Annotated in this window: 23 protein-coding genes and 1 other annotated feature; of the genes, 20 read left to right on the top strand and 3 right to left on the bottom strand. The window is 30.5% G+C overall.

The genetic code is table 11. The annotated features are described in order from the left end of the window. Window positions 1-46: 46 nt before the first annotated feature. Window positions 47-1,498: a solute carrier family 23 protein gene (locus K292_RS16345; protein WP_051280476.1), complete on the bottom strand. Its 1,452-nt coding sequence runs from the start codon at window positions 1,496-1,498 to the stop codon at window positions 47-49. A 420-nt stretch (window positions 1,499-1,918) separates the two neighbouring features. Here K292_RS16345 and K292_RS19270 point away from each other — a divergent pair, with 420 nt between their 5' ends. From K292_RS19270 to K292_RS16340, 9 genes are all read left to right on the top strand, one after another. Further along, the gene (locus K292_RS19270) at window positions 1,919-2,053 is read left to right on the top strand and encodes a hypothetical protein (RefSeq protein ID WP_281168537.1); all 135 of its coding nucleotides are present in this window, start codon (window positions 1,919-1,921) and stop codon (window positions 2,051-2,053) included. An 11-nt stretch (window positions 2,054-2,064) separates the two neighbouring features. Beyond that, window positions 2,065-2,223, top strand: a complete 159-nt coding sequence (locus K292_RS18820) for a hypothetical protein (protein WP_169515443.1) — start codon at window positions 2,065-2,067, stop codon at window positions 2,221-2,223. Between the two features lie 109 nt (window positions 2,224-2,332). Then, window positions 2,333-2,537, top strand: a binding site (T-box leader). A gap of 231 nt (window positions 2,538-2,768) precedes the next feature. Beyond that, a complete protein-coding gene (locus K292_RS0107180; RefSeq protein WP_027399270.1) occupies window positions 2,769-5,468 on the top strand; it encodes a valine--tRNA ligase in 2,700 nt (899 codons plus the stop codon). Further along, complete coding sequence (locus tag K292_RS0107175; RefSeq protein ID WP_027399269.1) at window positions 5,465-6,775, top strand: bifunctional folylpolyglutamate synthase/dihydrofolate synthase; 1,311 nt, start codon at window positions 5,465-5,467, stop codon at window positions 6,773-6,775. Before K292_RS0107180 ends, K292_RS0107175 begins: the two co-directional genes overlap by 4 nt. Continuing rightward, window positions 6,765-7,664 carry a YegS/Rv2252/BmrU family lipid kinase gene (locus tag K292_RS0107170; protein WP_027399268.1) on the top strand — a complete coding sequence of 300 codons (900 nt, stop codon included), beginning with the start codon at window positions 6,765-6,767 and terminating at the stop codon, window positions 7,662-7,664. The genes K292_RS0107175 and K292_RS0107170 overlap by 11 nt, the downstream gene beginning before the upstream one ends. Before the next feature lie 23 nt (window positions 7,665-7,687). Continuing rightward, entirely contained in the window at window positions 7,688-8,167 is a 480-nt protein-coding gene (locus K292_RS0107165) for a GNAT family N-acetyltransferase (protein ID WP_027399267.1), read from the top strand. Between the two features lie 183 nt (window positions 8,168-8,350). After that, window positions 8,351-8,761, top strand: coding sequence for a hypothetical protein (locus tag K292_RS0107160; protein ID WP_027399266.1), 411 nt, complete (start codon window positions 8,351-8,353; stop codon window positions 8,759-8,761). A gap of 26 nt (window positions 8,762-8,787) precedes the next feature. Further along, the gene (locus K292_RS0107155; RefSeq protein ID WP_027399265.1) at window positions 8,788-9,783 is read left to right on the top strand and encodes a type II TA system antitoxin MqsA family protein; all 996 of its coding nucleotides are present in this window, start codon (window positions 8,788-8,790) and stop codon (window positions 9,781-9,783) included. 253 nt (window positions 9,784-10,036) lie between these two features. After that, a complete protein-coding gene (locus K292_RS16340) occupies window positions 10,037-10,618 on the top strand; it encodes a polysaccharide deacetylase family protein (protein WP_051280474.1) in 582 nt (193 codons plus the stop codon). 8 nt (window positions 10,619-10,626) lie between these two features. Here the strand turns inward: K292_RS16340 and K292_RS0107145 are convergent, their stop codons facing one another. Further along, window positions 10,627-11,046, bottom strand: a complete 420-nt coding sequence (locus tag K292_RS0107145; RefSeq protein WP_027399264.1) for a YjdF family protein — start codon at window positions 11,044-11,046, stop codon at window positions 10,627-10,629. A 326-nt stretch (window positions 11,047-11,372) separates the two neighbouring features. Here K292_RS0107145 and K292_RS0107140 point away from each other — a divergent pair, with 326 nt between their 5' ends. Continuing rightward, window positions 11,373-12,545: an HD-GYP domain-containing protein gene (locus tag K292_RS0107140; protein ID WP_027399263.1), complete on the top strand. Its 1,173-nt coding sequence runs from the start codon at window positions 11,373-11,375 to the stop codon at window positions 12,543-12,545. Between the two features lie 121 nt (window positions 12,546-12,666). After that, window positions 12,667-13,071: a pyridoxamine 5'-phosphate oxidase family protein gene (locus K292_RS16335; RefSeq protein ID WP_051280472.1), complete on the top strand. Its 405-nt coding sequence runs from the start codon at window positions 12,667-12,669 to the stop codon at window positions 13,069-13,071. Window positions 13,072-13,134: 63 nt separating this feature from the next. Here K292_RS16335 and K292_RS0107130 read toward each other — a convergent pair whose 3' ends face one another. Continuing rightward, window positions 13,135-13,563, bottom strand: a complete 429-nt coding sequence (locus tag K292_RS0107130) for a hypothetical protein (protein ID WP_027399262.1) — start codon at window positions 13,561-13,563, stop codon at window positions 13,135-13,137. A 187-nt stretch (window positions 13,564-13,750) separates the two neighbouring features. Here K292_RS0107130 and K292_RS18570 point away from each other — a divergent pair, with 187 nt between their 5' ends. From K292_RS18570 to smc, 9 genes are all read left to right on the top strand, one after another. Beyond that, entirely contained in the window at window positions 13,751-13,903 is a 153-nt protein-coding gene (locus K292_RS18570) for a hypothetical protein (protein WP_156900495.1), read from the top strand. Window positions 13,904-13,917: 14 nt separating this feature from the next. Next, window positions 13,918-15,417: a recombinase family protein gene (locus K292_RS0107120; protein WP_027399261.1), complete on the top strand. Its 1,500-nt coding sequence runs from the start codon at window positions 13,918-13,920 to the stop codon at window positions 15,415-15,417. 384 nt (window positions 15,418-15,801) lie between these two features. Next, entirely contained in the window at window positions 15,802-16,065 is a 264-nt protein-coding gene (locus K292_RS0107115; protein WP_156900494.1) for a polysaccharide deacetylase family protein, read from the top strand. A 153-nt stretch (window positions 16,066-16,218) separates the two neighbouring features. Continuing rightward, window positions 16,219-16,920 (top strand): phosphopantothenoylcysteine decarboxylase domain-containing protein, encoded by a 702-nt coding sequence (locus tag K292_RS0107110; protein ID WP_027399259.1) that lies wholly within the window; start codon window positions 16,219-16,221, stop codon window positions 16,918-16,920. After that, window positions 16,917-17,453: a flavoprotein gene (locus K292_RS0107105; protein WP_027399258.1), complete on the top strand. Its 537-nt coding sequence runs from the start codon at window positions 16,917-16,919 to the stop codon at window positions 17,451-17,453. Before K292_RS0107110 ends, K292_RS0107105 begins: the two co-directional genes overlap by 4 nt. Window positions 17,454-17,610: 157 nt before the next feature. Next, on the top strand, window positions 17,611-18,213 hold the full coding sequence (locus tag K292_RS0107100; RefSeq protein ID WP_027399257.1) for a single-stranded DNA-binding protein: 603 nt from the start codon (window positions 17,611-17,613) through the stop codon (window positions 18,211-18,213). Window positions 18,214-18,452: 239 nt separating this feature from the next. Further along, complete coding sequence (plsX, locus tag K292_RS0107095; protein ID WP_027399256.1) at window positions 18,453-19,469, top strand: phosphate acyltransferase PlsX; 1,017 nt, start codon at window positions 18,453-18,455, stop codon at window positions 19,467-19,469. Further along, complete coding sequence (gene rnc / locus K292_RS0107090) at window positions 19,462-20,175, top strand: ribonuclease III (protein WP_027399255.1); 714 nt, start codon at window positions 19,462-19,464, stop codon at window positions 20,173-20,175. Before plsX ends, rnc begins: the two co-directional genes overlap by 8 nt. Continuing rightward, window positions 20,165-23,713: a chromosome segregation protein SMC gene (gene smc / locus K292_RS0107085; RefSeq protein WP_027399254.1), complete on the top strand. Its 3,549-nt coding sequence runs from the start codon at window positions 20,165-20,167 to the stop codon at window positions 23,711-23,713. The genes rnc and smc overlap by 11 nt, the downstream gene beginning before the upstream one ends. Window positions 23,714-23,725 lie beyond the last annotated feature (12 nt).

Genomic DNA, 23,725 nt, shown 5'->3' with positions numbered 1-23,725 from the left:
CAGCACTGTTTTTTGTTAGTTTGTTGAGGAGGTAATTATTTAAATTCTATACAGATTCAGCTAATTCTTTTTCGTAAGAATCATTATTGTCTTCATCCATAAGACTTGTATCTTCCATGGTCATTGCTTCAACTTCTCCAGACCAAAGGTGTCCAAAAGTTGTATCTCCCTTAAAGAAATCTTTACCATAGCAAAGAAGACAAGCAAAGATACCTACTGCAAGACCCCATGCTGAGCCTTTTGATAAAAGTACACCTGCTATAACGCCTGCTATACCTAAATCTTTAAAGCTTGTAGCTTGTTGAACTCCTATTCTTACGCTTACAAATCCTTGAACAATCATTGTTAATGCAAGAGCGACAGACAAAATCGGTGTTACTAAAGTTACAATTGGAAGCATCCAATATCCGGCAAATGTTCCGAATCTGAAAGAAGCTGCACCACCAAATAAAGATTGCATACTTTTTCTACCTTTTTTGTAACGTTCACATACAACAACCTGCATCGCAGCCCATAATGGACCGCACATTGTAACATCGGGACCTATAATACCCATGATAGTGTTTCTGATACCGAAAATAATGTGAGCACGGTTTGGATTATAGTCAATCTTTTCATCATCTCTTGTTACATCAGCATCGTGAACAAGAGCTTTACTTTGTACAACATCACCAAACAATACAATATAAATAGCAAGAACTGTTGGTATAGCTTGTAGGAACATAAGAGGTGAAGGCCAGCCTACCGCACCCCATGGTACCCAGTCAGTCCAAAGACCAACAAAATCAGGATGAGAAAAGCCAAATTCAATATTTGGAAGTCCGCTTTCTCCTACTATTGGAGCAACTATTACAGCAATAAGTACAGCAGGGAGTATACCAAGATTAGCAATTATTTCAAAAAATTTGTTTTTAGTACTTAATCTTTTAAAGCCATTAGAGAAGAGCAGATAAAATGCAACTATTAAACAAATTGCAGTAGTGTAAGGCATTACTTCAAATTTTCCGCCTTTTGTAAATATCATATAAATAGCTGATACACCGGCTCCAAGAATAATTCCTGATTTTATTGCAGGAGGAACTAAGCTGATAATCTTTCCTGCAATTCCTGTCAATCCTAAAATAATAGCGAATATTCCCAGAGTAATTTCAAATGCCACCAATCCCTGCATTCTTGCATGACCCTCTGGAAATGTTAAACAATATGCAACAAGAAGCGGTATAGCAGGAGTAATCCATCCCGGAATTACCGGATCTCCAAGGAAGGTATGCCAAGTATAAAGGAATCCATTTAGAATAACGATTGAAAGTGCAATTTCAAAAGGCATATTCAATGTATCTTGTAACAGCGGTATTGCACCAAGACAGACTGCACACATTAAAAGCCCTTGAATAAAGTCTGCTATTTCAAAACGGTAGTGAATAAATGGCAGACGAATCTTAAATGGTCCCGCTTTAAAAAAAGGGGTTTCTTCGCCATAAGGCATATACTCTTTCATAATTAATCCTTCTTTCTTTTTTCTTAATAATAAATTAAATGATTCAATTTTCACCTATATATAAAGCAATTGCCGTGCCAAATTTGTTAAAAAATAAACAAAAATGAAATATTAATAAGACGATAACGTCTTATCTTGTTGATTTTACAATGTTTAATTTTTTATATTATTCAGAAAAAATATTTAAACACTATTACAGTGACATGATAATTTCTTTAATTTAATTGATAAAAACGGGCGTTTACGTCACAACTGGGCGCTCATGGCACACAAAAGTGTGCGCATTTTACTCATAGATATAAAGTAAAATAAAATTTTCTGCATAAAAATAATAGATTAAAAATGAAATATACGGAGGAATATTACATTTATAAAAGAGAAATAATAATGGTATAAATAATTTATAAGGAGGATTAAAATATGGCAAAAGACAGTCAGCCTGATAATAAACAAGCACGTATTGAAAAAGCAAATGGTCAAACACCACTTACTCGTGAAAATCAAAACCAAAATAAAAATGCGAAGAAACATTCAATAAAGAATAATGATGTATAGGAGATAATATTATGGCAAAAGCAGGTATGAGAAGGCCGGATCCGAAAGATCCACATGGAACGGAGAGTAATCATAAAACACATATACCTAAAAACGATGAAAATCCCGTTCCTGAAATACAAGGAAAAGCTAAAAATGGACATGAAAAGGCAAAACCTATGGATAGATAATAAAATCCTTGACAAAATTACAGAATGTTGTAAAATTAATGAAGTAGGCGAAAGAATCCACTTAGAAGGATCAATTTATTTTATAGCCTAAATTTTTTTAATTAAATAGAGACAAGCGTTGACGAAGAGGAGTATCAGGACGGTCCTTAAAAGAGAATGGAATTCTTGGCTGTAAAATTCCAAAGGGTAGCATCTTGAGAATGTTGCTTATGAGCTTTTATAAAATAAGTGCTCATAATTTTAATAAAAGTTTTAAAATACTTTATAAAATTATGGGAAAAAAGGTGGTACCACGGATCAATTCCGTCCTTTTAGGATAAAACTTAATAGGGCGGTTTTTTATTACCAGGAATACCAAAAAATTAATAGAATTCAGGGCTGAATTCTTAATTTTTTCAATTTAAGTTCTTACATTATAATATAACAAAAAAATAAGAAATATATAAAATATAGATATGAAAGACAAAAGTAATATAAATAATTACATATATAATTAAAGCAGCTAAAGGGATATAGTCCATAATAATTTAGATAGGAGAAATGTAATGGAGAAGAATTTAGCAAAAACATATAATCCAAAAGAATTTGAAGATAGAATATATAAAGATTGGGAAGAAAGCGGCGCATTTAAGGCTGTTCGTGATGAAAATAAAAAACCATTTACTATTGTAATGCCGCCTCCTAATATAACTGGTCAGCTTCATATGGGACATGCACTTGATCAAACACTTCAGGATGTACTAACAAGATGGAAGAGGATGCAGGGTTACTGTGCATTATGGTTACCTGGAAGTGATCATGCTAGTATTGCAACAGAAGTAAAGGTTGCTGACAAAATAAGAGAAGAAGAAGGAAAGACAAAAGAAGAATTAGGCAGAGATGAATTCTTAAAGAGAGCCTGGGAGTGGAAAAATGTTTATGGCAGTAAAATAACTAAGCAAGTAAGAAAACTTGGAAATTCCTGTGACTGGGACAGAGAACGTTTCACTATGGACGAAGGCTGTAACAAAGCAGTTAAAGAGCTGTTTGTCAAATTATATGAAAAAGGATTAATATATAGAGGAAACAGATTAATTAATTGGTGTCCAAGCTGCGGAACTTCATTATCTGATGCAGAAGTTGAACATGAAGATAAGAATGGGCAATATTGGTATTTCAGATATCCCGGTGCTGACGGAAGTGAAGGAATAGTAGTTGCAACATCAAGACCGGAAACAATGTTTGCTGATACGGCGATTGCTGTTCATCCGGAAGATGAAAGATATAAAGATTTAGTAGGAAAGACTGTAATTTTACCGCTTGTAGGAAGAGAAATACCTGTAATAGCAGATTTATATCCTGATCCTGAAAAGGGTACTGGTGCTGTAAAAATTACTCCTGCCCATGATCCTAATGACTTTGAAGTGGGAGAAAGGCACAATTTAGAAAAGCCATCTTGTATTAATGACGATGCAACTATGAATTCTATGGCAGGAAAATATGAAGGAATGGATCGTTATCAGTGCAGAAAAGAATGGGTTAAGGATCTTGATGAAGCAGGATATCTTATTAAAACTGAAGAAAAAGTAATTCCTGTGGGAGGGTGTTATCGCTGCAATACTGTAATTGAACCGATGCTTTCAGATCAGTGGTTTGTTAAAATGGATGAGTTAGCTGCTCCTGCTATTGAAGCAGTAAAATCAGGGGATTTATCTCATGTACCAAAGAGATTTGAAAAAATCTATCTTCATTGGCTTGAAAATATTAGAGATTGGTGTATCTCCAGACAGCTTTGGTGGGGACATAGAATACCTGCATATTATTGTCAAGACTGTGGTGAAATTATTGTATCTGCTAAGGAACCTGCTAAATGTACAAAATGCGGCAGTACAAACCTTAAACAAGATGAAGATGTACTGGATACTTGGTTTAGCTCTGCGTTATGGCCTTTTTCCACACTGGGATGGCCGGAAGAAACAGAAGATTTAAAGTATTTTTATCCTACAGATGTACTTGTTACAGGATATGATATTATTTTCTTCTGGGTTGTAAGAATGGTATTTTCGGGACTTGAAGTAATGGGAGAAGTTCCGTTTAAATATGTATACGTTCATGGCCTTGTAAGAGATGCAGAAGGCCGAAAAATGAGTAAATCTTTGGGAAATGGCATAGATCCTCTTGAAGTAATAGATCAATTTGGAGCTGATGCATTAAGATTTATGTTAATGACTGGTATTACACCGGGAAATGATATGAGATTCAAAACTGATAAGTTAGAATCCAGCAGAAATTTTGCCAATAAGCTTTGGAATGCTTCAAGATTTGTTATTATGAATCTTCAAGATGAAGAAGGCAATTTCAAAAGTATGGCAAATGATGATAAAGAAATAGAAAATATCGCTTTAAAAGATGAAGATAAATGGATTATTTCCAAAGTAAATGAAGCAGTAAAATATGTAACTTCAAATATGGAAAAATTTGAACTCTCTTTAGCAGCCCAAAAGGTTTATGAACTGATCTGGAATGAGTATTGTGATTGGTATATTGAACTTGTTAAGGGACGCCTTTACGGTGATGATGAAGAAGATAAGAAAGTTGCAAGATATGTTCTTGTAAGATGTCTAAAAGACATGCTAAAATTATTGCATCCGTTTATGCCTTTTATTACAGAAGAAATATGGAGCTTTTTACCAAAGGCTAATAAAAATACTTCAGAAAATCCAAAAGGCTTTTTAATAAAAGAAAGCTGGCCTTTATATGATGAGAAGCTGGAATTTCCACTGGAAGTAAAGAAGCTGGAAATGGCAATGGAAGCAATAAGAAATATACGTAATATAAGGTCAGAAGCTGAAGCTGCTCCTTCTAAAAAATTAAGTGCAGTAATCCTTTCACAGGGAAGTGATTTAGAAAATATAAAAGCCGGCGAAAGGTACATTAAGGGACTGGCTAATATTACCGAGATTAAATTTACTTCGAATAAAAGTGAAATACCTGAAGAGGTTATGTCCGCAGTTATGGGTGGTATAGAAATATTTATTCCATTAGATGAGTTACTGGATTACAAGGCGGAATACGAAAGACTAAAGAAAGAAAAGAAAAGATTAGATGGAGAAGTAGCAAGAGTTAAAGGAAAACTTTCAAATGAAGGATTTGTTAAAAAAGCGCCTGAAAAAGTAATTGCGGAAGAAAGAGAAAAACAAGCGAAATATGAAGATATGCTTAATAAAGTTATCGACAGATTAGCTTTAGTTGAGAAAAAAATATGACATATGAACAGTTATTGGAAAAAATTCATAATATAAGCCGCTTTGGAAGCAAGCTTGGGCTTGAGAGAATGAGTAAACTTATGGAATTGCTTTCAAATCCGCAAAATGAAATGAAAGTTATTCATATAGCAGGAACAAACGGTAAAGGTTCAGTAAGCAGATTTCTATATACAGTATTATGTGAAAATGGCTATAATGTAGGATTATATACGTCTCCGTTTTTAGAAAAGTTTACAGAAAGAATTGAGTTTAATGGAAAAGAAATATCACAAGAAGATTTAGTTTCAGCAGGAGAAGAGGTTTTTAGTAAAGTAGAAGAAATGCTTTTCATGGGTTACGAATCTCCTACAGAATTTGAAATAGTTACAGCTATCGCCTTTTGCTATTTCTATAAAAAGAAGGTTGATTTCTTGGTTTTAGAAGTAGGATTAGGAGGAAGAGGGGATTCCACTAACATAATAGAAAATCCAGTTGCTACTGCTATTACATCAATATCCTTTGACCACATGGAATATTTAGGTGATACATTGGAAAAAATAGCAGCAGAAAAAGCAGGAATTCTTAAACCAGGTGTTCCTATAATAACTAATATCGAGGATAAGAGTGCCGCCTTTGTTGTAGAAAAAATGGCAAAAGAAAAAGAATGTCCATATTATAAAACATCTCGAGTAAGAATAAAAAATTTGTCTAAAAATATAGATGGATACAAATTTGATGCAGTTGTAAATATAGATGGAAATAATAAACAATATGATGGCTTGACTATTTCAATGATTGGGATGCATCAAATTGAAAATGCTTCTTGTGCATTAATGATTATAGAGGTCTTACGAAAAAGCAATATAATAGATATAGATGAGAAAATTGTTTATGATGGGATGAAAAAAGCTAGACAAGCAGGCAGATTAGAGGTAATTAACAAAAATCCCTATATAATTATTGACGGAGCTCATAATGAAGCCGGAGCCCAAGCTTTACAATCAGCAATACAAGACCATTTCAGTGGGTTGAGGATTCTAATGATTGCAGGAATTCTTAAGGATAAGGATATCAATAAAATATTAGAGCATTTTTGTAAAATTACAAATGAATTTATAGCTACAGAGCCGAATAATCCAAGAAAACTTGAAGCTGAAAAATTGTGCTCTGAAATAATAAAAAGAGGAAAAAATTGTATAGCTATTGCTAATGTCAAGGATGTATGCGATTATATAGGTAAAATTAAAAATGAATATGATTTAATAATAATTGCAGGGTCATTATATTTAATTGGAGCTGTTAGGGGGATCTTAAAATATGAAAAATAATAAGGTTTTATTGTTTTACAATCCAAATGCAGGAAATGGGTTATTTAAAAATAATTTAGACTTAATAGTTGAAAACTTTCAAAAAAAAGGTATGTTAGTTATTCCAGTTCGGGCAGACCGCATGGGAATATTAGATGAGATTTTAAAAGAAATAAATGTAGATGAATATAGAAAGATTATTGCGGCTGGTGGAGACGGAACTATAAATGTTGTAGTAAACTCAATGATAAACAATAATATAGATCTACCTCTTGCTATTTTCCCTGCGGGGACTGCAAATGATTTTGCTTATTATTTTGAAATACCGCATACTATTGAAGAAATGGTTAAAATTGCATTAGAAGAAAACTATACTTATGCTGATATTGGTAAAGTGAATGATAAACACTTTATCAATGTTGCGGCAATGGGATTTTTAGTGGATGTGAGCCAAAAGACAGATCCAAATATAAAAAACACTTTAGGTGTTATTTCATATTATCTAAAAGGAGTAACAGAAATTCCAAATTTAAGACCAATACCTATTAAAATTACGAGTGATGAATATACATCAGAGGATAGAATATTTTTTATGCTTGTCATGAATGGACGCTCGGCAGGAGGATTTAAAAAAATCGCTCCAAATGCAAAAATAAATGATGGACTATTGGATGTTATGCTATTTAAAGAAATGCCGATTTATGAATTTGCTCCTTTACTTTTCAATGTTATGCAGGGAAATCATCAAGCTAATAAAAATGTAGTGTTTTTCCAAACTTCAAAACTTTATATTGAATCTGATAATAATGTGGGAACTGATATTGATGGCGAAAAAGGTGCTGAATTTCCTTTAGATATAAAAGTCCTACCAGATAAAATAAGAATTAACACTAAAAAAGATTTTAAATAAAACATTAAGAAGATGGTGAATATATGAGTTTTGAAGAAATACAAATTACTGTAACAAATGATTATGAAAAATTAGTGGAACTTTTTATAAAAAATGATCTTGAATTTTCAGTAAATGATGAAGTTCCCACTGATTTAATAAAACTATGGAAAGCACAAAAAATTATTGAAAATAAAGACCAATGCAACAGCTATATTGCTTTTCTTATAGGTGGATGCGTTTTGGCTAAGAGACAAGGGGAATATATTATTGATGGTATTGCAGTAGAGCCAGAATACAGGAAATCTAAGCTTGGCAAATCATTATTGGAAAAAGCAATCGACGAAGTTAAAAAATTAGGTGGAAAACAATTATTCCTTGTTGCAAGAGCGCCTGAATTTTTTAGAAAACAAGGATTTGTAACAGTTGAGCGTAATGATGCCCCTAACTTTTTTGAGTGCCTTACATGCCCTCAATACGGCAAAGATTGTTTTCCTGAAGTTATGAAGTTAGAAATTAAATAAATATAAACATTTTAAATAAGAAAAAACGAGTATAAGTAATAAACTTAGCTCGTTTTTTTTATAATAAATATTCTTATTGTTTAGAGTCATAAAAAATTTTCGAATAAAAATGCACCAATAGGTACATAAATCTTGACAAAGGACATATAATAAAGTATCATTGTACTGCAAAGAGGTGATGCAATGAATCCGCATTATAACCAGAACTACACAATAGAACAAATAGATGCTATTCTTGACAAAATAAAAGATTGTGTGGCAAATAACAAATATACGATTGCGCTAAACGAAAACAGACAGGAAAACGTAGGTTTTATAAATGAATATAATATTAGAAGTGACAAACAAAAATCAATATTATTACAGCTCAGAACAGCAGATTTTTGTCATACATTGCAGAATACAAAAATTGGTTTTGAATATGAAGTTCTTTATGTTTTTGTGCCTCAGGTTCAATTATTTAATGCCGACGGAGAAGAAGAAATAGTAGATATTTACACTAAGTTTAACGTAATAGATAGGTCTAACGGAAGTCGTACAGTTATAATATCTTTTCATAAAAAAAACAAGCCGATTGATTACCTATTTAGGTAAATCGGGAATCGAAAGGAGGCATTGTTATGAGTGAAAGAAAAGTATTCTGCGAAGAATGTAGAAATGATGTTACTTTTACTATTAATGAGAAGAAAATGGAAGGTACTATTAAAGGTGAAAAGTATTCTTATATTGGAAGAGAAGGGTATTGTGCAGACTGTGGTTCTGAAATTTATGTTGCAGAAGTGAATGACTTTAATTTGAAAGCATTATATGATGCATACCGAGAGAAGAATAATATCGTATCCCTTGAGATAATTTTAAAAATACCAGAAAAATATAAAATTGGAAAACGGCCACTTTCCCTTTTGCTTGGCTGGGGAGAACAAACCTTTTCACGCTATTGCGATGGAGATATGCCAACAAAGCAGTATTCTGAAATTTTGCAAAAGCTTTATGATAATCCAACCTATTATGCAGAAATATTGGAAAACAATAAAGGGAATCTTAAAACTACGGCCTCTTATGAGAAGAGCAAAAGAGCAGTAAATGAACTTCTAGGAAGAACTCAAAACACAAAGGAAAAGATAGATTTGGCTATCGAATATTTGCTGAGTCAATGCGAAGATATCACACCATTGGCATTACAGAAAGCATTGTATTATATTCAGGGATTTTACTATGCTTTTTACAAAACATTTCTCTTTTCTGAGGAGTGTGAAGCCTGGATGCATGGCCCTGTCTATCGAGATATATACTTTAGGTATCGTGATTATCGATTTGATCCAATTGAAGGAAATGATGAATTTGATGATTCAGTATTCTCTTCATCAGAAAAAGCAATTTTGGATAGCGTGATAAAGAATATTTGTTGCTTTAGCGGAAAAGTTCTTGAGGGATTCACCCATTCAGAGACTCCGTGGCTATCAACGAGAAAAGACATTTCACCCACTACAGCATCAGGGCGAACTATTGAGAAACAATTGATCGGAACTTATTTTAGTGCTGTTAAAGAAAAATACAATATGATTAATCCAAATGATATTAAGAGTTATGCTCAGAAAATGTTCGAGCAGATGTAGAACGCTTAATTTAAATTTATACAGACTTTCTTGTAAATTTAAATTAAATAAATATGAAATTTTCAAATAAGAAAAAACGAGTATAAGTAATAAACTTAGCTCGTTTTTTTATAATAAATATTCTTATTGTTTAGGTAATATTAAAAATATTGTTGAGTTATATACCTTATGTTTTAAGTAATAACTTAAAAGTATCAGAATATAATTACGGTAAATAAGTATATAAATTATTCTTGAAAGGAGACAAGTATATATGGGGGTACATATTTGTAAAAAAGGCATGAAAAAGATTGCAACTGCTTTAGCAGGAATATTGTTATGTATATTGGTATTGAATGTTACTGTTTTTAATGATGAGTTCAGTATCGCTACTCTTACAGGAAGTGATCGTAAATTACCGATTTACTCTGTATCATGTGATGAAAAGAAAATAGCAATAAGTTTTGATGCTGCATGGGGAGATGAACATACGAAACCTATTTTGGACATTTTAGATAAATATAATGTAAAGTGTACTTTTTTCTTAGTGGAATTTTGGGTGAATAAGTTTCCTGATGATGTAAAGGAGATTTATAAAAGAGGGCATGAAATAGGAAATCATTCCTCAACACATCCTAATATGTCTAAACTTTCAACTGATGAAATTGAGAAAGAATTATGTGAAACGGAAGAAAAAATTAAAGAACTTACAGGTAAAAAACCTACAGTATTTAGGCCACCTTTTGGTGCATATAGCAATACTTTAATAGAAACTTGTGAAGAAAATGGATATAAAGTAATTCAATGGGATGTTGAAGCACTGGTTTTAAAATACAACTCCATCAAATATTGTTAAAGCACAGGTTATCGGCCCCTGTGCTTTTCCTTTTTCTTTTGCTGTCTTAACTGATACTTATGCTGTTTTTCTTCTTCAGTTCTTTTACGATTAAAAGATTTCCTTTCAACTTTATTTTGTTCATGCTGTAACTTTAAAGCTTGTTGTGCTTTAGTACCCGTACCTGTTTGCGATAATTCATTGTGAATCTCTCTTTGCAATCGCTTCGGATTGATTTTTTTAGGTTTTGTCGTAGCATTTTTTACAGTTGGGCTGAATCGAAGTCTTTTCCAATTACTTAAGAAGTAGCTGTAAATTTCATAGTCTTTTGGTTCAGGACCAAATATTACTTTTGCAGCTTCTAATTTCCCATTGGAAGTACTTTCGTAAACACCAACCCAAAAAGGATCTTCAAAAAATACAGTTAAGTTACATGTTATGTTCAGCATAATAATTCCCTCCTAATATAGTAACATTACAAAGAAGGGACAACCTTAGGAGGCAGGTTACTGACAACTTTGTGTTGCGTCTGGACTACCAACCAGAACTGTGTTTTTATCTTTGTATTTATATTTTAATTCTTTTATAAATTTTTTCAAGTTATAAGTACTATATAATTTTGGGAAATTTTGATAATTTATAAGTTTTTATCATCCAAAATGTTGGATAGTAAATAATAAAATGTTACAATATATAAAATAATTTATTTATTACATAGATTTTATACTATTTATAGTGGGTTTAAAAATAACCCTATTGTTGAGATGGAGGTATTATGGATAAAAAAAATCACTTCGTTTATAAAAATATTAGGGATATAAAAACAGGAGATATTATTCTTCATCCAATTTACAGAAGAGATGGACTTCTTTTGATTAACAGATATAAAACATTGTCCATGGACTTAATTTTAAAAATAAAGCAGCATATATCTACTGACTTTTTTTTATTGACTGTTGATTCAAAAGAAGAGTTAGATTGCTTTGTTAATAAAAAACAATTTGCAAATATTGATTATTTAAAACTTCTATTAAAGGTTGTAGCACAATATAAAGATGTCAGTACAGTGCCTATAACCATTGAATCTTTCATAGAACAAGGTATAGATATAGAGGTTAAAGATGGAGAAATAATAATAAAGGATAGTGATAATGATAAGTTTAATTATTTCGAAAAACTCATACAGCAAGTCCCTTTATTTAATAGCTTTGAGAAAAAACTTGAATCTGAAAACTCTAGAAAAAGAGCAGTAAACATTAGGAAACAACTTATTGAGATTATTTGCGAAAATAAGGAGCTATATACTTTATTTATAAAAATGAAGCTATATAAAGATATCTTTTTTATACATAGTATAAATTCTACAAGTATGGCACTTATGATAGGGCTATGCTTAGAATTAAGCGATGATGAATTGATAGATTTAGCTATAGCTACGTTATTTGCTGATGTTGGGTTTATTAATATTCCTAAGGAACAGTTTAATAAATATTTAGTAGATAAAAAAATAAATAACAATATTTTACTTGAACATATAGAACATTACATGAAAATTGCTAGAGATATACCTATATTAAGAAAAGAAAATATTATAAATGCTATATTGGATCGTCATGAAAATTATGACGGAACAGGTTTCCCTAAAGGTAAGAAAGGTAATGATATTAACCTTGCTGGACGTATTATATATATTTGTCAATCATACGATGAATATGTGGGAGGTTATGGAAAAAATGCTTTAATTCCCAGCGAAGCTATAAATAAATTATGGAATAATAAAGAAAGTGAATATGATCCAGATATATTAAAATTATTTATCTATAGGACAACTTTTTATAAAATAGGGGAATCTATAATAACAAAATGGGGCTTAAAAGGAAAAATAATTGCTTTTGAAGATTTTATCAATAAACCAAATAAACCTTCAATTGTATTAGAGAAAAAATAATTTGTGAATTAAAAATAGTATTAACTTCCACTTAAAAAATTTGAAAAATATATTTAAAGATTGTATATTTTAAATTGTATCTCAAAAAATATAGATAAATATATGAAAGGAGATTAAGATAGTGGAAGAAATAGTAAAATTTTTAGAAAACAATAAATATGGGAGCTTAGCCACTTCTGTTGACGATCAACCCTATGTAAGACCATTTGAATATGGATTTAAATCCGAAGATGGTATATTCTTTTATACTTCAAAAGATAAAGGTGTTTATTCTCAGCTTAAATCAAATCCAAAAGCAAGCTTTTGCGTAACAGGCAAAGATGATTCAACCTATGTAGAATTAACAGGCAATATTAAATTTACAAACGATGAAAAATATAAAAATATGATGCTTGAAAAAAGCAATAATGCACGTAAAATATATGGATCATCAGATAATGAAAATTTCGAAGTATTTTATATGTCTCACGGAAGAGCTTCTATGCATGAATCCAGCAGCGGATATGTAAGTGATGATCAATTTTAATTAAAATAAAACTATTAAGAAAATGGAGCTGTCATATTGATATGCTCCATTTTAATTACTATTTCATTTATAAATTTGAGATTTTTTTATTATATCAAAAGGGCTACGTTTTATTCCCTCAGATTCATTCCATACTAAATAATAATTATCATCATCTAATAGGTAAATCTTATTTATTTCTGATATGTTATCATCTGTAATTGTTATGTCTATATCACCAGGTCCAACTTTATTTCTTAACAGTGAAAATATATTTACATCTTTTATGGTAAGAATAAGAGTTTTATCTTTTATTGAATATCTATATCCTCTGAATCCTGATGCTGTTGCATCTACGACTCCATGAATATTTAATGTATGGCCTGTAATTTCAACAGTATTAAAAAATGCTGAATATGGAGACATTGTTTGTTCTTGAAACATGGTATATACCAAACATACTGCGATAATGCTTACTATAAAAATAATCAATATTTTAAAAAAATTTTTCATACTGCCTTAAAATTTATTTTTCTTATATATCTAATATCTTAAAGTTCCTCATAGTATTAATATAAGCGCAATAGAAATTATTGAAATAATAGATAACTATTCTAATATTTATTTATATTATTATTAAGACATAAACAAGCCTTTATATTCATATTGTTATAAAAAAGAATAAGGGGGAGATTTTTATATGGTAAATGAATTAAAAATATCCGGGTATATTATAAAAAATATAAGTCCGATTTATTCTGACAATAAAGATAAAGAAAAGGCAGAACAGGAGTTAATAAAAAATATTTTAAAAGAATATAACAATTTAGGTGAGGACAAAACTTTAATTTAAAAGAGGACAATAAAATGATAGCTATTTATTCTCGTCAATCTGTAGACAAAAAAGATAGTATCTCCATAGATACACAAATAAATTTTTGCATAAAAACCATAGAAGATGGTGAGGCATATAAAATTTATACAGATAAAGGATACAGTGGAGGCAATACCCACAGACCAGCATTTGAAAAGATGATAAAGGATTTTGAAAGTGGTATATATACAAAATTGGTTGTATATAAAGTAGACAGGATAAGTCGCTCAATATTGGATTTTGCAGATATTATAGGAACATTAGAAAAGTTTAAAGTTAAATTTGCATCAGCTACTGAAACATTTGATACATCAACACCTATAGGAAGAGCAATGCTACATATTATTATGGTATTTGCCCAATTGGAAAGAGAAACTATTCAAACAAGAATTACTCATAACTATTATGCAAGAGCAAAAAAGGGTTATTATATGGGGGGACCACCTCCTTACGGGTTTAAAAAAATATACGTGAGTGTTGAAGGACATAAGACAAGCATGTATTCTCCAGATGAAGTCCAACTGCCTAATTTACTTAAAATGTATGACTTATATTTATCTAATATGAGTTTAGGGGATATAGCAAAGTCATTTAATGATCAAGGTATAAAGACTGGAAAAGGCGGTAACTGGGAGTCCTCAAAAATAAGCAGGATACTTAATAATCCTTCTTATGTAAAAGCAGATGCAGAGGTATATACATATTACAACAATAAAGGTGTAAAAATAGAAAATGGTATTTCGGAATTTGTTGGGCAAAAAGGATGTTTTTTATATGGAAAACGAAAACGAAGTGAAAGGAAATACACAAGATTAGATGATCATGTACTTTCAATTGCATTGCATGATGGTGTTATTGATTCTAATTCATGGTTAAGATGTCAGGAAAAGTTAAATAGTAATGTGCAAATAGGTAATGCGGGAAAGGGAAAACACAGTTGGTTGTCTGGAATAATAAAATGTGGATATTGCGGATATAGTTTAGTAGTTGTTGTAACAAAGAAAAAATATAAAAAATTTTATTGCAGTGGTCATCGTTCTTATAATGCCTGCAATGATTTTCTTGAAGGTAAAAATGTTGAAGAGATAGAAGAAGCAGTAAGAAGTCAAATATTTGATAGAATCAATGAAATGAATAATACAAAATATAGTTTAGAAAATACGGATACTGCTTTAATAAATAATATAAAATTAAAAATTATTGCAGTGGAAAAACAGATAGAGCATATTGTAACTCAAATATGTAATGGGGGAGAGACATTAACACGTTTGCTAAATGATAAGGCTGAGAATTTGATGGAAGAAAAAGAGCTTTTAGAGAAGGAACTGCAAAAAGAGATGGTTGATGCAAGAACTGGTTATTATGATGATATAAGAAAATGTATAGATAATTGGGATAAAAGTTCAATGGAGCAAAAAAAGGCAGTAGCAAGAGATATGATTAAGCAAATTACAGTAAAAAATGAAACTATAAGCATTGAATGGAAAGTATAAAATAATCAATAACTTTATATAAAATGTAAATAGATAATTATTTATCTTATGTAAAATGATATACAAAACCTTTTAGTAGAAAGGTTAAAAAATTAATAATTAATGGAAGAAAGGCCCTTTATAAAATAAAAACAAAGTATAAAAGACTAAATTAAAAATTAAAAAATAAAGATGAATAATATAAAGAATACTTTAACATTATAAATAAAATATGTTATAGTATTCTTATTATTTTTATTAGAAATAAAAATATCAACATATGATTTTAAAGATAGAGAAAATAAAAATATTAAAGAAGGAAAGTACATTTAAATATTTAAAGGTATAAAGATTAATAATATTATTAAACTACAATATCATTAAATATAAATAAAATGATAAGACTTGATAAAGTTGTATTTCAAATCTAATATTGATAGTTTGGATTGGAAAGATATAAGTACAGAGCAAATTGTAGAAAGAGTTACTAGAAATGTTAAACCCGGTTCAATTGTATTATTTCATAATAATGCAAATCATGTAGAAGAATATTTACCTTTGATTTTAGAAAAGCTACAAAGTGAAGGGTATAAGATTGTACCTGTTGGCAAACTTATTATGAAAAAAAATTATCATATGGACAGTACAGGAAAACAAGTTGAAGATTAAGCTATAAATCTATTTTAAAACAGCAAAAAATACTTTGTTATATAGATAGGAATTGTAAAAAAGATTAAGATTATTAATTCTAAAACCCTAAACTTGTAAGATTTTTCAATTCTCAATTGCACTTTTAAAGATTACAAAAGGAGAAATAAAGTAATGAATATAGTTATAACAGCAGGAGGAACAACCGAAAAGATAGATGACGTCAGAGTAATTTCAAATAACTCCACAGGAAGACTTGCTAAGGAAATTGCCAATGGCTTTTTAGAAGCAGATGAAAATGATATTGAAAATATTTATTACCTTTGTGGAAAGAGTGCTGAAAGAATTAATTCAGATAAAGTGGAAAATATATCAATAGAAGGCGTTGATAATTTACTTTCTCAGCTTAATTTCTTGCTTTCAACTAAAAAAATAGATGCAGTAATACATGCTATGGCAGTAAGTGATTACACAGTAAACTATATTTTAGCATGTGATGAGACAGGTGAACATAAGGTGGATGCAGATAAAAAAATCAGTTCTGAAATAGAAGAAATAAAAATTGTATTGAAAAAGACACCTAAAGTAATTGGTCAAATTAAGAAGATAAAAGAAGATGTGGTTCTCGTAGGGTTTAAGCTATTAAGTAAAGTGCCTCACGAAGAGTTAATAGACGTTGGATTTGGACTGCTGAATAAAAATAGATGTGATTTTGTAATGGCCAATGATTTATCGGAAATTACTGAAAGCGGTCATGTAGGATATTTGATATCACCAGATAAGAGTTATGTAAAGATGAATACTAAAAAGGAAATTGCTGAAATCATAGTAAAGAATGTAGTGGAATCAGTAAAAAATAAGGAGAAGTGCAAATGAAGAATGTTTTATTAGGTGTAACAGGCAGTATTGCAGCTTATAAAGCCGCAGAAATTGCTAGCCTTTTAGTAAAAAAAGACATAAATGTGGACGTTATTATGACTAAAAGTGCACAGGAATTTATCAAACCACTGACTTTTCAATCTCTTACAAAAAACAGAGTTTATACAGATACATTTGAAGAATTTACACCATCGGAAATTAAACATATTTCCCTAGCAAAGAAAATAGATCTATGTATTATAGCACCGGCTTCTGCAAATATTATAGGTAAGATTGCAAATGGTATAGCAGATGATATGCTTTCTACTGTAGTTATGGCAATAAGGGATAAGCCAATATATATTGCGCCGGCTATGAATACAGGAATGTATGAAAACCCAATAGTTCAAGATAATATTAAAAAACTTGCAGGCTATGGTTATAAGTTTATTGAGCCAAAAGAAAGTCTCCTTGCCTGTGGTGATTTAGGTAAAGGTGCATTGCAGGATGTAAATATTATTGCGAATATATTGCTTGAGAATCTGAATTAACCTATATAATATTTTAACTTTCCTTTTGTTTATGTAATAAAAAATGAGATAAAGAATAAAATGAACTGTAGATACAGTTCATTTTTTAATGCAAAAATAACCTGTAAATATTTAATATAACGGGTCTAAATTAAAAACAAGGGGGAGGAATTAGAGAATGGAAACAAATAAAGCGGAACTTACAGGGGAAGTCTTATCATCGCCGGTTTTTAGTCATAAATCCTATGGAGAAGTATTTTATTCATTTTTAATGGGAATAAATCGGAAAAGTGGATATAGAGACTGCATTCAAATCGTTGTTTCTGAAAGACTTATATGGAATATTACCTTTGATGTGGGAAGTAATATAAAAATAGAAGGTCAAATCAGGACATATAATGAGGTCGAGGAGGGAAAGAATAAACTTAATATAATAGTTTTTGTAAGAGAGTTCTCGCTTATAGAAGAAAGTGAATTTACTCATGTGAATAAAATTTGTTTAGAAGGCTTTATTTGTAAAAAGCCAATAAACAGGATGTCCCCATTAGGAAGAGAAATATGTGATATTATGCTTGCTGTAAACAGAATGTACAATAAATCAGACTACATACCATGTATTGCATGGGGAAGAAATGCCGGTTATGCTGCAGGGCTTGAAGTTGGAACAAAAATCACTGTAGAGGGAAGAATTCAAAGCAGAGAATACAGGAAAAAAGATGAAGATGAAAATGTAATAATAAAAACTGCTTACGAAGTATCAATATTAAAAATTGAGGAGTAAAAGTTTTCTTTTATTTGTGAAAAATTGCAATTTAAATCTTTATATGATATAGTTTAATTTGTATAAGTGTCAAATTTTACTATGTAGAATTAATTAGAAAGTTTTAAAATTATATAAAAGTTGGCATTAAATTTGACTTGGATTTGAACACTATTTTAAATAGTTAGTAGGATTACGTAAAACAAAATCAATTTTGAGTTGATGAAGTTACTTAAGAATAGATAGAACAGGAGAGACATATGAAAATTGTGCTAGATGGAATGGGAGGAGACAATGCACCAGCAGAGATTGTTAAAGGTGCTGTCGAAGCATCAAAACAAATAACTGATGAAATTATTTTAGTTGGAAATGAAAAAAAATTACAAGCGGAATTAAAGAAATATAATTATAATAAAGCAAATATAAGTATAGTTCATGCAAGTGATGTAATCACTAACGATGATGCACCGGTTAAAGCTGTAAGAACAAAGCAGGAATCTTCCCTGGTAAAAGGTATCAACATGATAAAAAAAGGTGAAGGAGATCTATTTATTTCTGCGGGAAATACAGGTGCAATAATGGCAGGAGGATTATTTATATTAGGAAGAATTCAAGGAATTGACAGACCTGCTATAGCCAGCACTTATCCCATTTTGGGAAAGGGAGTTTCTCTTTTGGTAGACTCAGGTGCAAACTCAGAATGTAAACCAAATAATTTGTTGGAATTTGCAACCATGGGCAGCATTTATATGGAAAAAGTATTAAATTACAAAGATCCTACAGTAGGTCTTGTAAATATGGGAACGGAAGAAACCAAGGGAACTACTGTATTAAAAGCTGCTCATGAAATGCTTTTGAAAAGTGAATCTATAAAATTTATAGGAAATATAGAAGCAAGAGATGTACCAAAAGGTATTTGTGATGTAATAGTCTGCGATGGATTCATCGGCAACGTAATTTTGAAACTAACAGAAGGACTGGCTTGGAATATTTTAAAACTTTTGAAAAATAAATTTACAGAGGGAACCATTTCAAAACTCGGAGCTTTATTACTTTCCGGGAAATTGAAAGAATTAAAACGTGAATTTGATTATTCCGAATATGGCGGTGCACCGATTTTAGGTGTAAAAGGGCCTCTTGTAAAAATGCATGGATCATCAAATGCAAATGCAGTAAAAAATACTATTATTAAAGGAATTCCATACGCAAAAAATAATGTAGTACAAACGATACAAAATTCAGTACTGGAAATGGAGGAAATTGTAATAAGTGAATGAAGTTAAATTTCAAAAGGCAATAAAATATAAGTTTAATGATATACAGCTTTTAAAAACGGCTTTAACTCATAGTTCCTATGTAAATGAATTTAAAAACGATCGTGCCCACCATAATAAAGATGAGCAAAATAATGAGAGACTAGAGTTTTTAGGGGATGCTATTTTTGATGCAGTTATAAGTGATGAATTATATAAAAAATTATGGGATGTGGAAGAAGGTGTTCTGACGAAGCTTAGAGCGTCTATCGTATGTGAACGATCATTAGCTCGTTGTGCAAAGTCTTTGTCTTTGGGAAAACTGATTTCTTTAGGAAAAGGTGAAGAAAACAGTGGGGGCAGAAGCAGAAATTCTATATTAGCTGATGCTATGGAAGCAGTTATAGGAGCTGTTTATTTAGATGGGGGATTTGAAGCAGCTAAAAGTTTTGTACTTTCTATATTCGGTTCAATTATAGAAGATGCATTAAATGGAAAACTGTATAAAGACTATAAGACGGATATTCAGGAAATTCTTCAAGCAAGAGGTGAAGCAGACATTAGATATATTATAGAAAAAGAAGAAGGACCTGATCATAATAAAACTTTTTATGTGAATTTACTGTTTAATGGTAAGGTTATAGGAAACGGATGCGGCAGAACAAAAAAAGAAGCAGAGCAGAATGCAGCAAAAGAGGGCATAGAGAGGGGAGAGGTTCTTGTATTTTAAACGAATAGATATGCATGGATTTAAATCCTTTGCAGAACCTGTAAGTATAGAATTTCAAGGCGGAATTACCTGTATTGTAGGTCCTAACGGGAGCGGAAAGAGCAATATTTCTGATGCCATTAGGTGGGTTTTGGGAGAACAGAGTCCTAAGATGCTGCGAGGCGGAAAGATGGAAGAAGTTATTTTTGCAGGTACAGCCAGCAGAAAATCTAGAGGTATGGCAGAAGTAACCCTTGTTATAGATAATACAAAAGGTATGCTTTCCATAGATTTTTCCGAGATAGCAATCACAAGAAGAATGTACAGATCCGGAGAAAGTGAGTATTTTATTAATAACAATCAATGCAGGCTGAAAGATATAAGAGAATTGATAATGGATACCGGCATTGGTGTAGATGGATATTCTATAATCGGTCAGGGGAAGATTGCAGATATTGTAAGCAGTAAGCCTGAAACTCGCAGACAAATATTTGAAGAAGCTGCAGGTATTGTAAAATACAGAACAAAAAAAGCTGAGTCAGCAAAAAAATTAGAGACAGCAAGTGGTAACTTAGATAGAGTTAATGACATTATAAATGAAATAGAGTCAAGAATTGACGGCTTAAAAAATGACAGTATAAAAGCCACAGAATATCTGAATTTAAGAGATAGATATAGGGATTTAGATATTAATATTACTTTGAAAACAATTGAAAATATAGAGGAGAAAAATAAAGATATAAAAGCTGAACTCGTAGAGTCTGAAAATCAAATAACAAGATATAAAAAAGAAAAAAATTCTATAGATGATAATCTTGAATTATATCAAACCCGCAATGAAGAGCTAGAAAAAGCTTTAAATGAAATTAGGGACAAGCTTTTCTCAAACGTTGAAGAAATCAATAACATCGTTAATGACGGTCAGTTGACAAAGCAAAAATTATTTACCATAGAAAAAGATAATATAAGACTGCATGAAGAAATCAGCTTGATAAATGAAAAAATTTCCAAGGAACAAAATAGTGCACAAGATTTAATTGTTAACAAACAAAAAATTGATGAAAACTTAAAAGAACTAAAAGAGCAATTAGAATTAAAAAATGATGATTATACTAAGAGAAATTATATTTTAAATACAGAGTCTAAAGGAATAAATGACAAGAAAAATAAAATATATGATTTACATAAGATTATAAATGTTAAAAACAGTGAAATAAACAGTCTCCTAAGCCTTAAAGGTACATTAGATAAAAGAAAAGAACAAATATTATCGGAAAAAACTACATCTGACAGTATAAATCTGGAGATTTCCGGTAAATATGAAGAAGCAAAGGCTGCAAAGGATATTATTTCTCAAAATATCTTAACTGTTGAAAATGAGATTAAAGTTGAAAGAGACATTTATAATAAATTAGTTTTAAAAGAAAAAGAATTAAGCAAAGAATATGAAGAGCAGCGCATCTCACTAGGAGAAATTATTACAAGAAAAAAAACCATTGAAGAAATGGAAAGTAACTATGAGGGGTATAATAATGCTGTAAAATATGTTATGAAATCCAGAATACCTGGTATAAACGGAGTAGTTGCCGAATTGATTAAAGTACCAAGTGGATTTGAAATTGCAATAGAAACTGCACTTGGCGGTGCAATGCAGAATATTGTTTGCGAAGATGATAAAAGCGCTCAGACAGCAATAGCTAAATTAAAAGCTAATAAGGCAGGCAGGTTGACTTTTTTACCAATTAAAAATATTAAAGCTTCCAGTGCCAATTATGATAATTTATTAAAAAATGCAGAAGGATTTAAGGGTATAGCTGTACAATGTGTAAGTTTTGATTCAAAGTACAGCAGTGTAATGAGTTACCTTCTTGGTAGAGTAATTATCGTGGACAAGCTTGAAAATGCAGTAAAACTTTCAAAGAAAGTTACTTCAGGATTGCGTTTTGTAACATTGGAAGGTGAAGTAATAAATTCAGGAGGAGCAATTACCGGAGGAGTATTACGCAATAATTCGGCAAATCTTTTAGTTCGTAAGGCTGAAATAAAAAAGATGGCTTATAAGATAGAAATTATGCAAAAATCACAAGCTGATATTACAAAGGAAATTGAAAAACTTCGGATTGATATAAGTTCTAAATTAGAAAAACTTCAAAAAAGAGATATTCTTCATAGAGAAAAAGAAAAGGAATTACTTGTTAAAGAAAACGAAATCAATTTAATTTCTGCTCAAATTACTGAACTGCGATTTAGTGAAGAAAAATGGGGAAAAGAGCTGGATAGCATTACTGAAGAAGAAAATTCCTCTAAATTAATGATTGATGAGATTAATTTAGCTATTGAAAAAACGCAGTCAGAACTTAATGACATAACCAAACAAATAGAAACAGATACTACAGATTATGAAACAGAAAAAGTTAATTTAGAAAAAATCAATAATGAGATTACAAAGCTGACAATTGATGTTGCGGCTGAAGAAAGCAAAAAGCGTAATATAGAGGATATTATTAAGAGAATAGAAAATTATAAAGGTGAGCTTAAAAGTGAAATCGAGACAAAAGAATTATTTTTAAAGGAGCTTCAAATACAAAAAAATAATCTTAATGATAACAGTACAAATTTAGATAATGTTTTAAAAACCAAAGAAGATGAGAAAATACAATTAGAAAAAACTCTAAATGATTTTCAAGAAGAGAAAACCGAAATTATAAAAAAGATAAATGAAACTGAATATAATAAGAAAACTATTGACGAAAAGTTAAATAAATTTCAAAATCAAAAGTATGATTTTGAAATTAAACAGGTTAAAAATGAAACTCAAATAGACAATTATAAAAATAAACTGTGGGATGAGTTCGAAATTTCATATTTGCAGGCTATAGAATTTAAGAAAAAAGATTTTAATATGAGCGAAGCTTTAAAAGACAGCAAGGATATTAAAAACAAAATAAAACAATTAGGTGAAGTTAATATCGGAGCTATTAAAGAATATGAATCAGTGAAAGAAAGATATGATTTTTTAACAGCACAAAGAAATGATTTATTAAAAGCAATGGATACTCTTAAAGATATCATCAATGATATGGACAGAACAATAAGGAGTAATTTTAAAGATAGCTTTAATAAAATTGCCATAAATTTTAAAGAATCTTTTTATAATTTATTTGGTGGAGGAACTGCAGAATTAAAACTGGATGACGAAACAAAGCCATTGGATTCAAACATTGAAATTATTGCACAGCCGCCGGGCAAGAAGTTACAAAATATTAATCTTATGTCAGGTGGAGAAAAAACCATGACTGCCATTTCATTAATGTTTGCTGTTTTAAAAACAAAACCAACTCCATTTTGCATTTTGGATGAAGTTGAAGCAGCACTTGATGACGCAAATATTGATAGATTTGCAAAATATTTAACTAATTTTAAAGAAATACAATTTACGTTAGTAACACATCAAAAAGCTACAATGGAATATGCAGATGTACTTTATGGTGTTACCATGCCGGAACAGGGAATATCAAAGATTATTTCTTTAAAACTGGGTGATAATTTTGAGTTATAATAAAATGGAGGT

The sequence above is a fragment of the Anaerovorax odorimutans DSM 5092 genome (assembly GCF_000426305.1).
GTDB lineage: Bacteria > Bacillota > Clostridia > Peptostreptococcales > Anaerovoracaceae > Anaerovorax > Anaerovorax odorimutans.
This window is presented reverse-complemented; position numbering and strand designations above follow the sequence as displayed.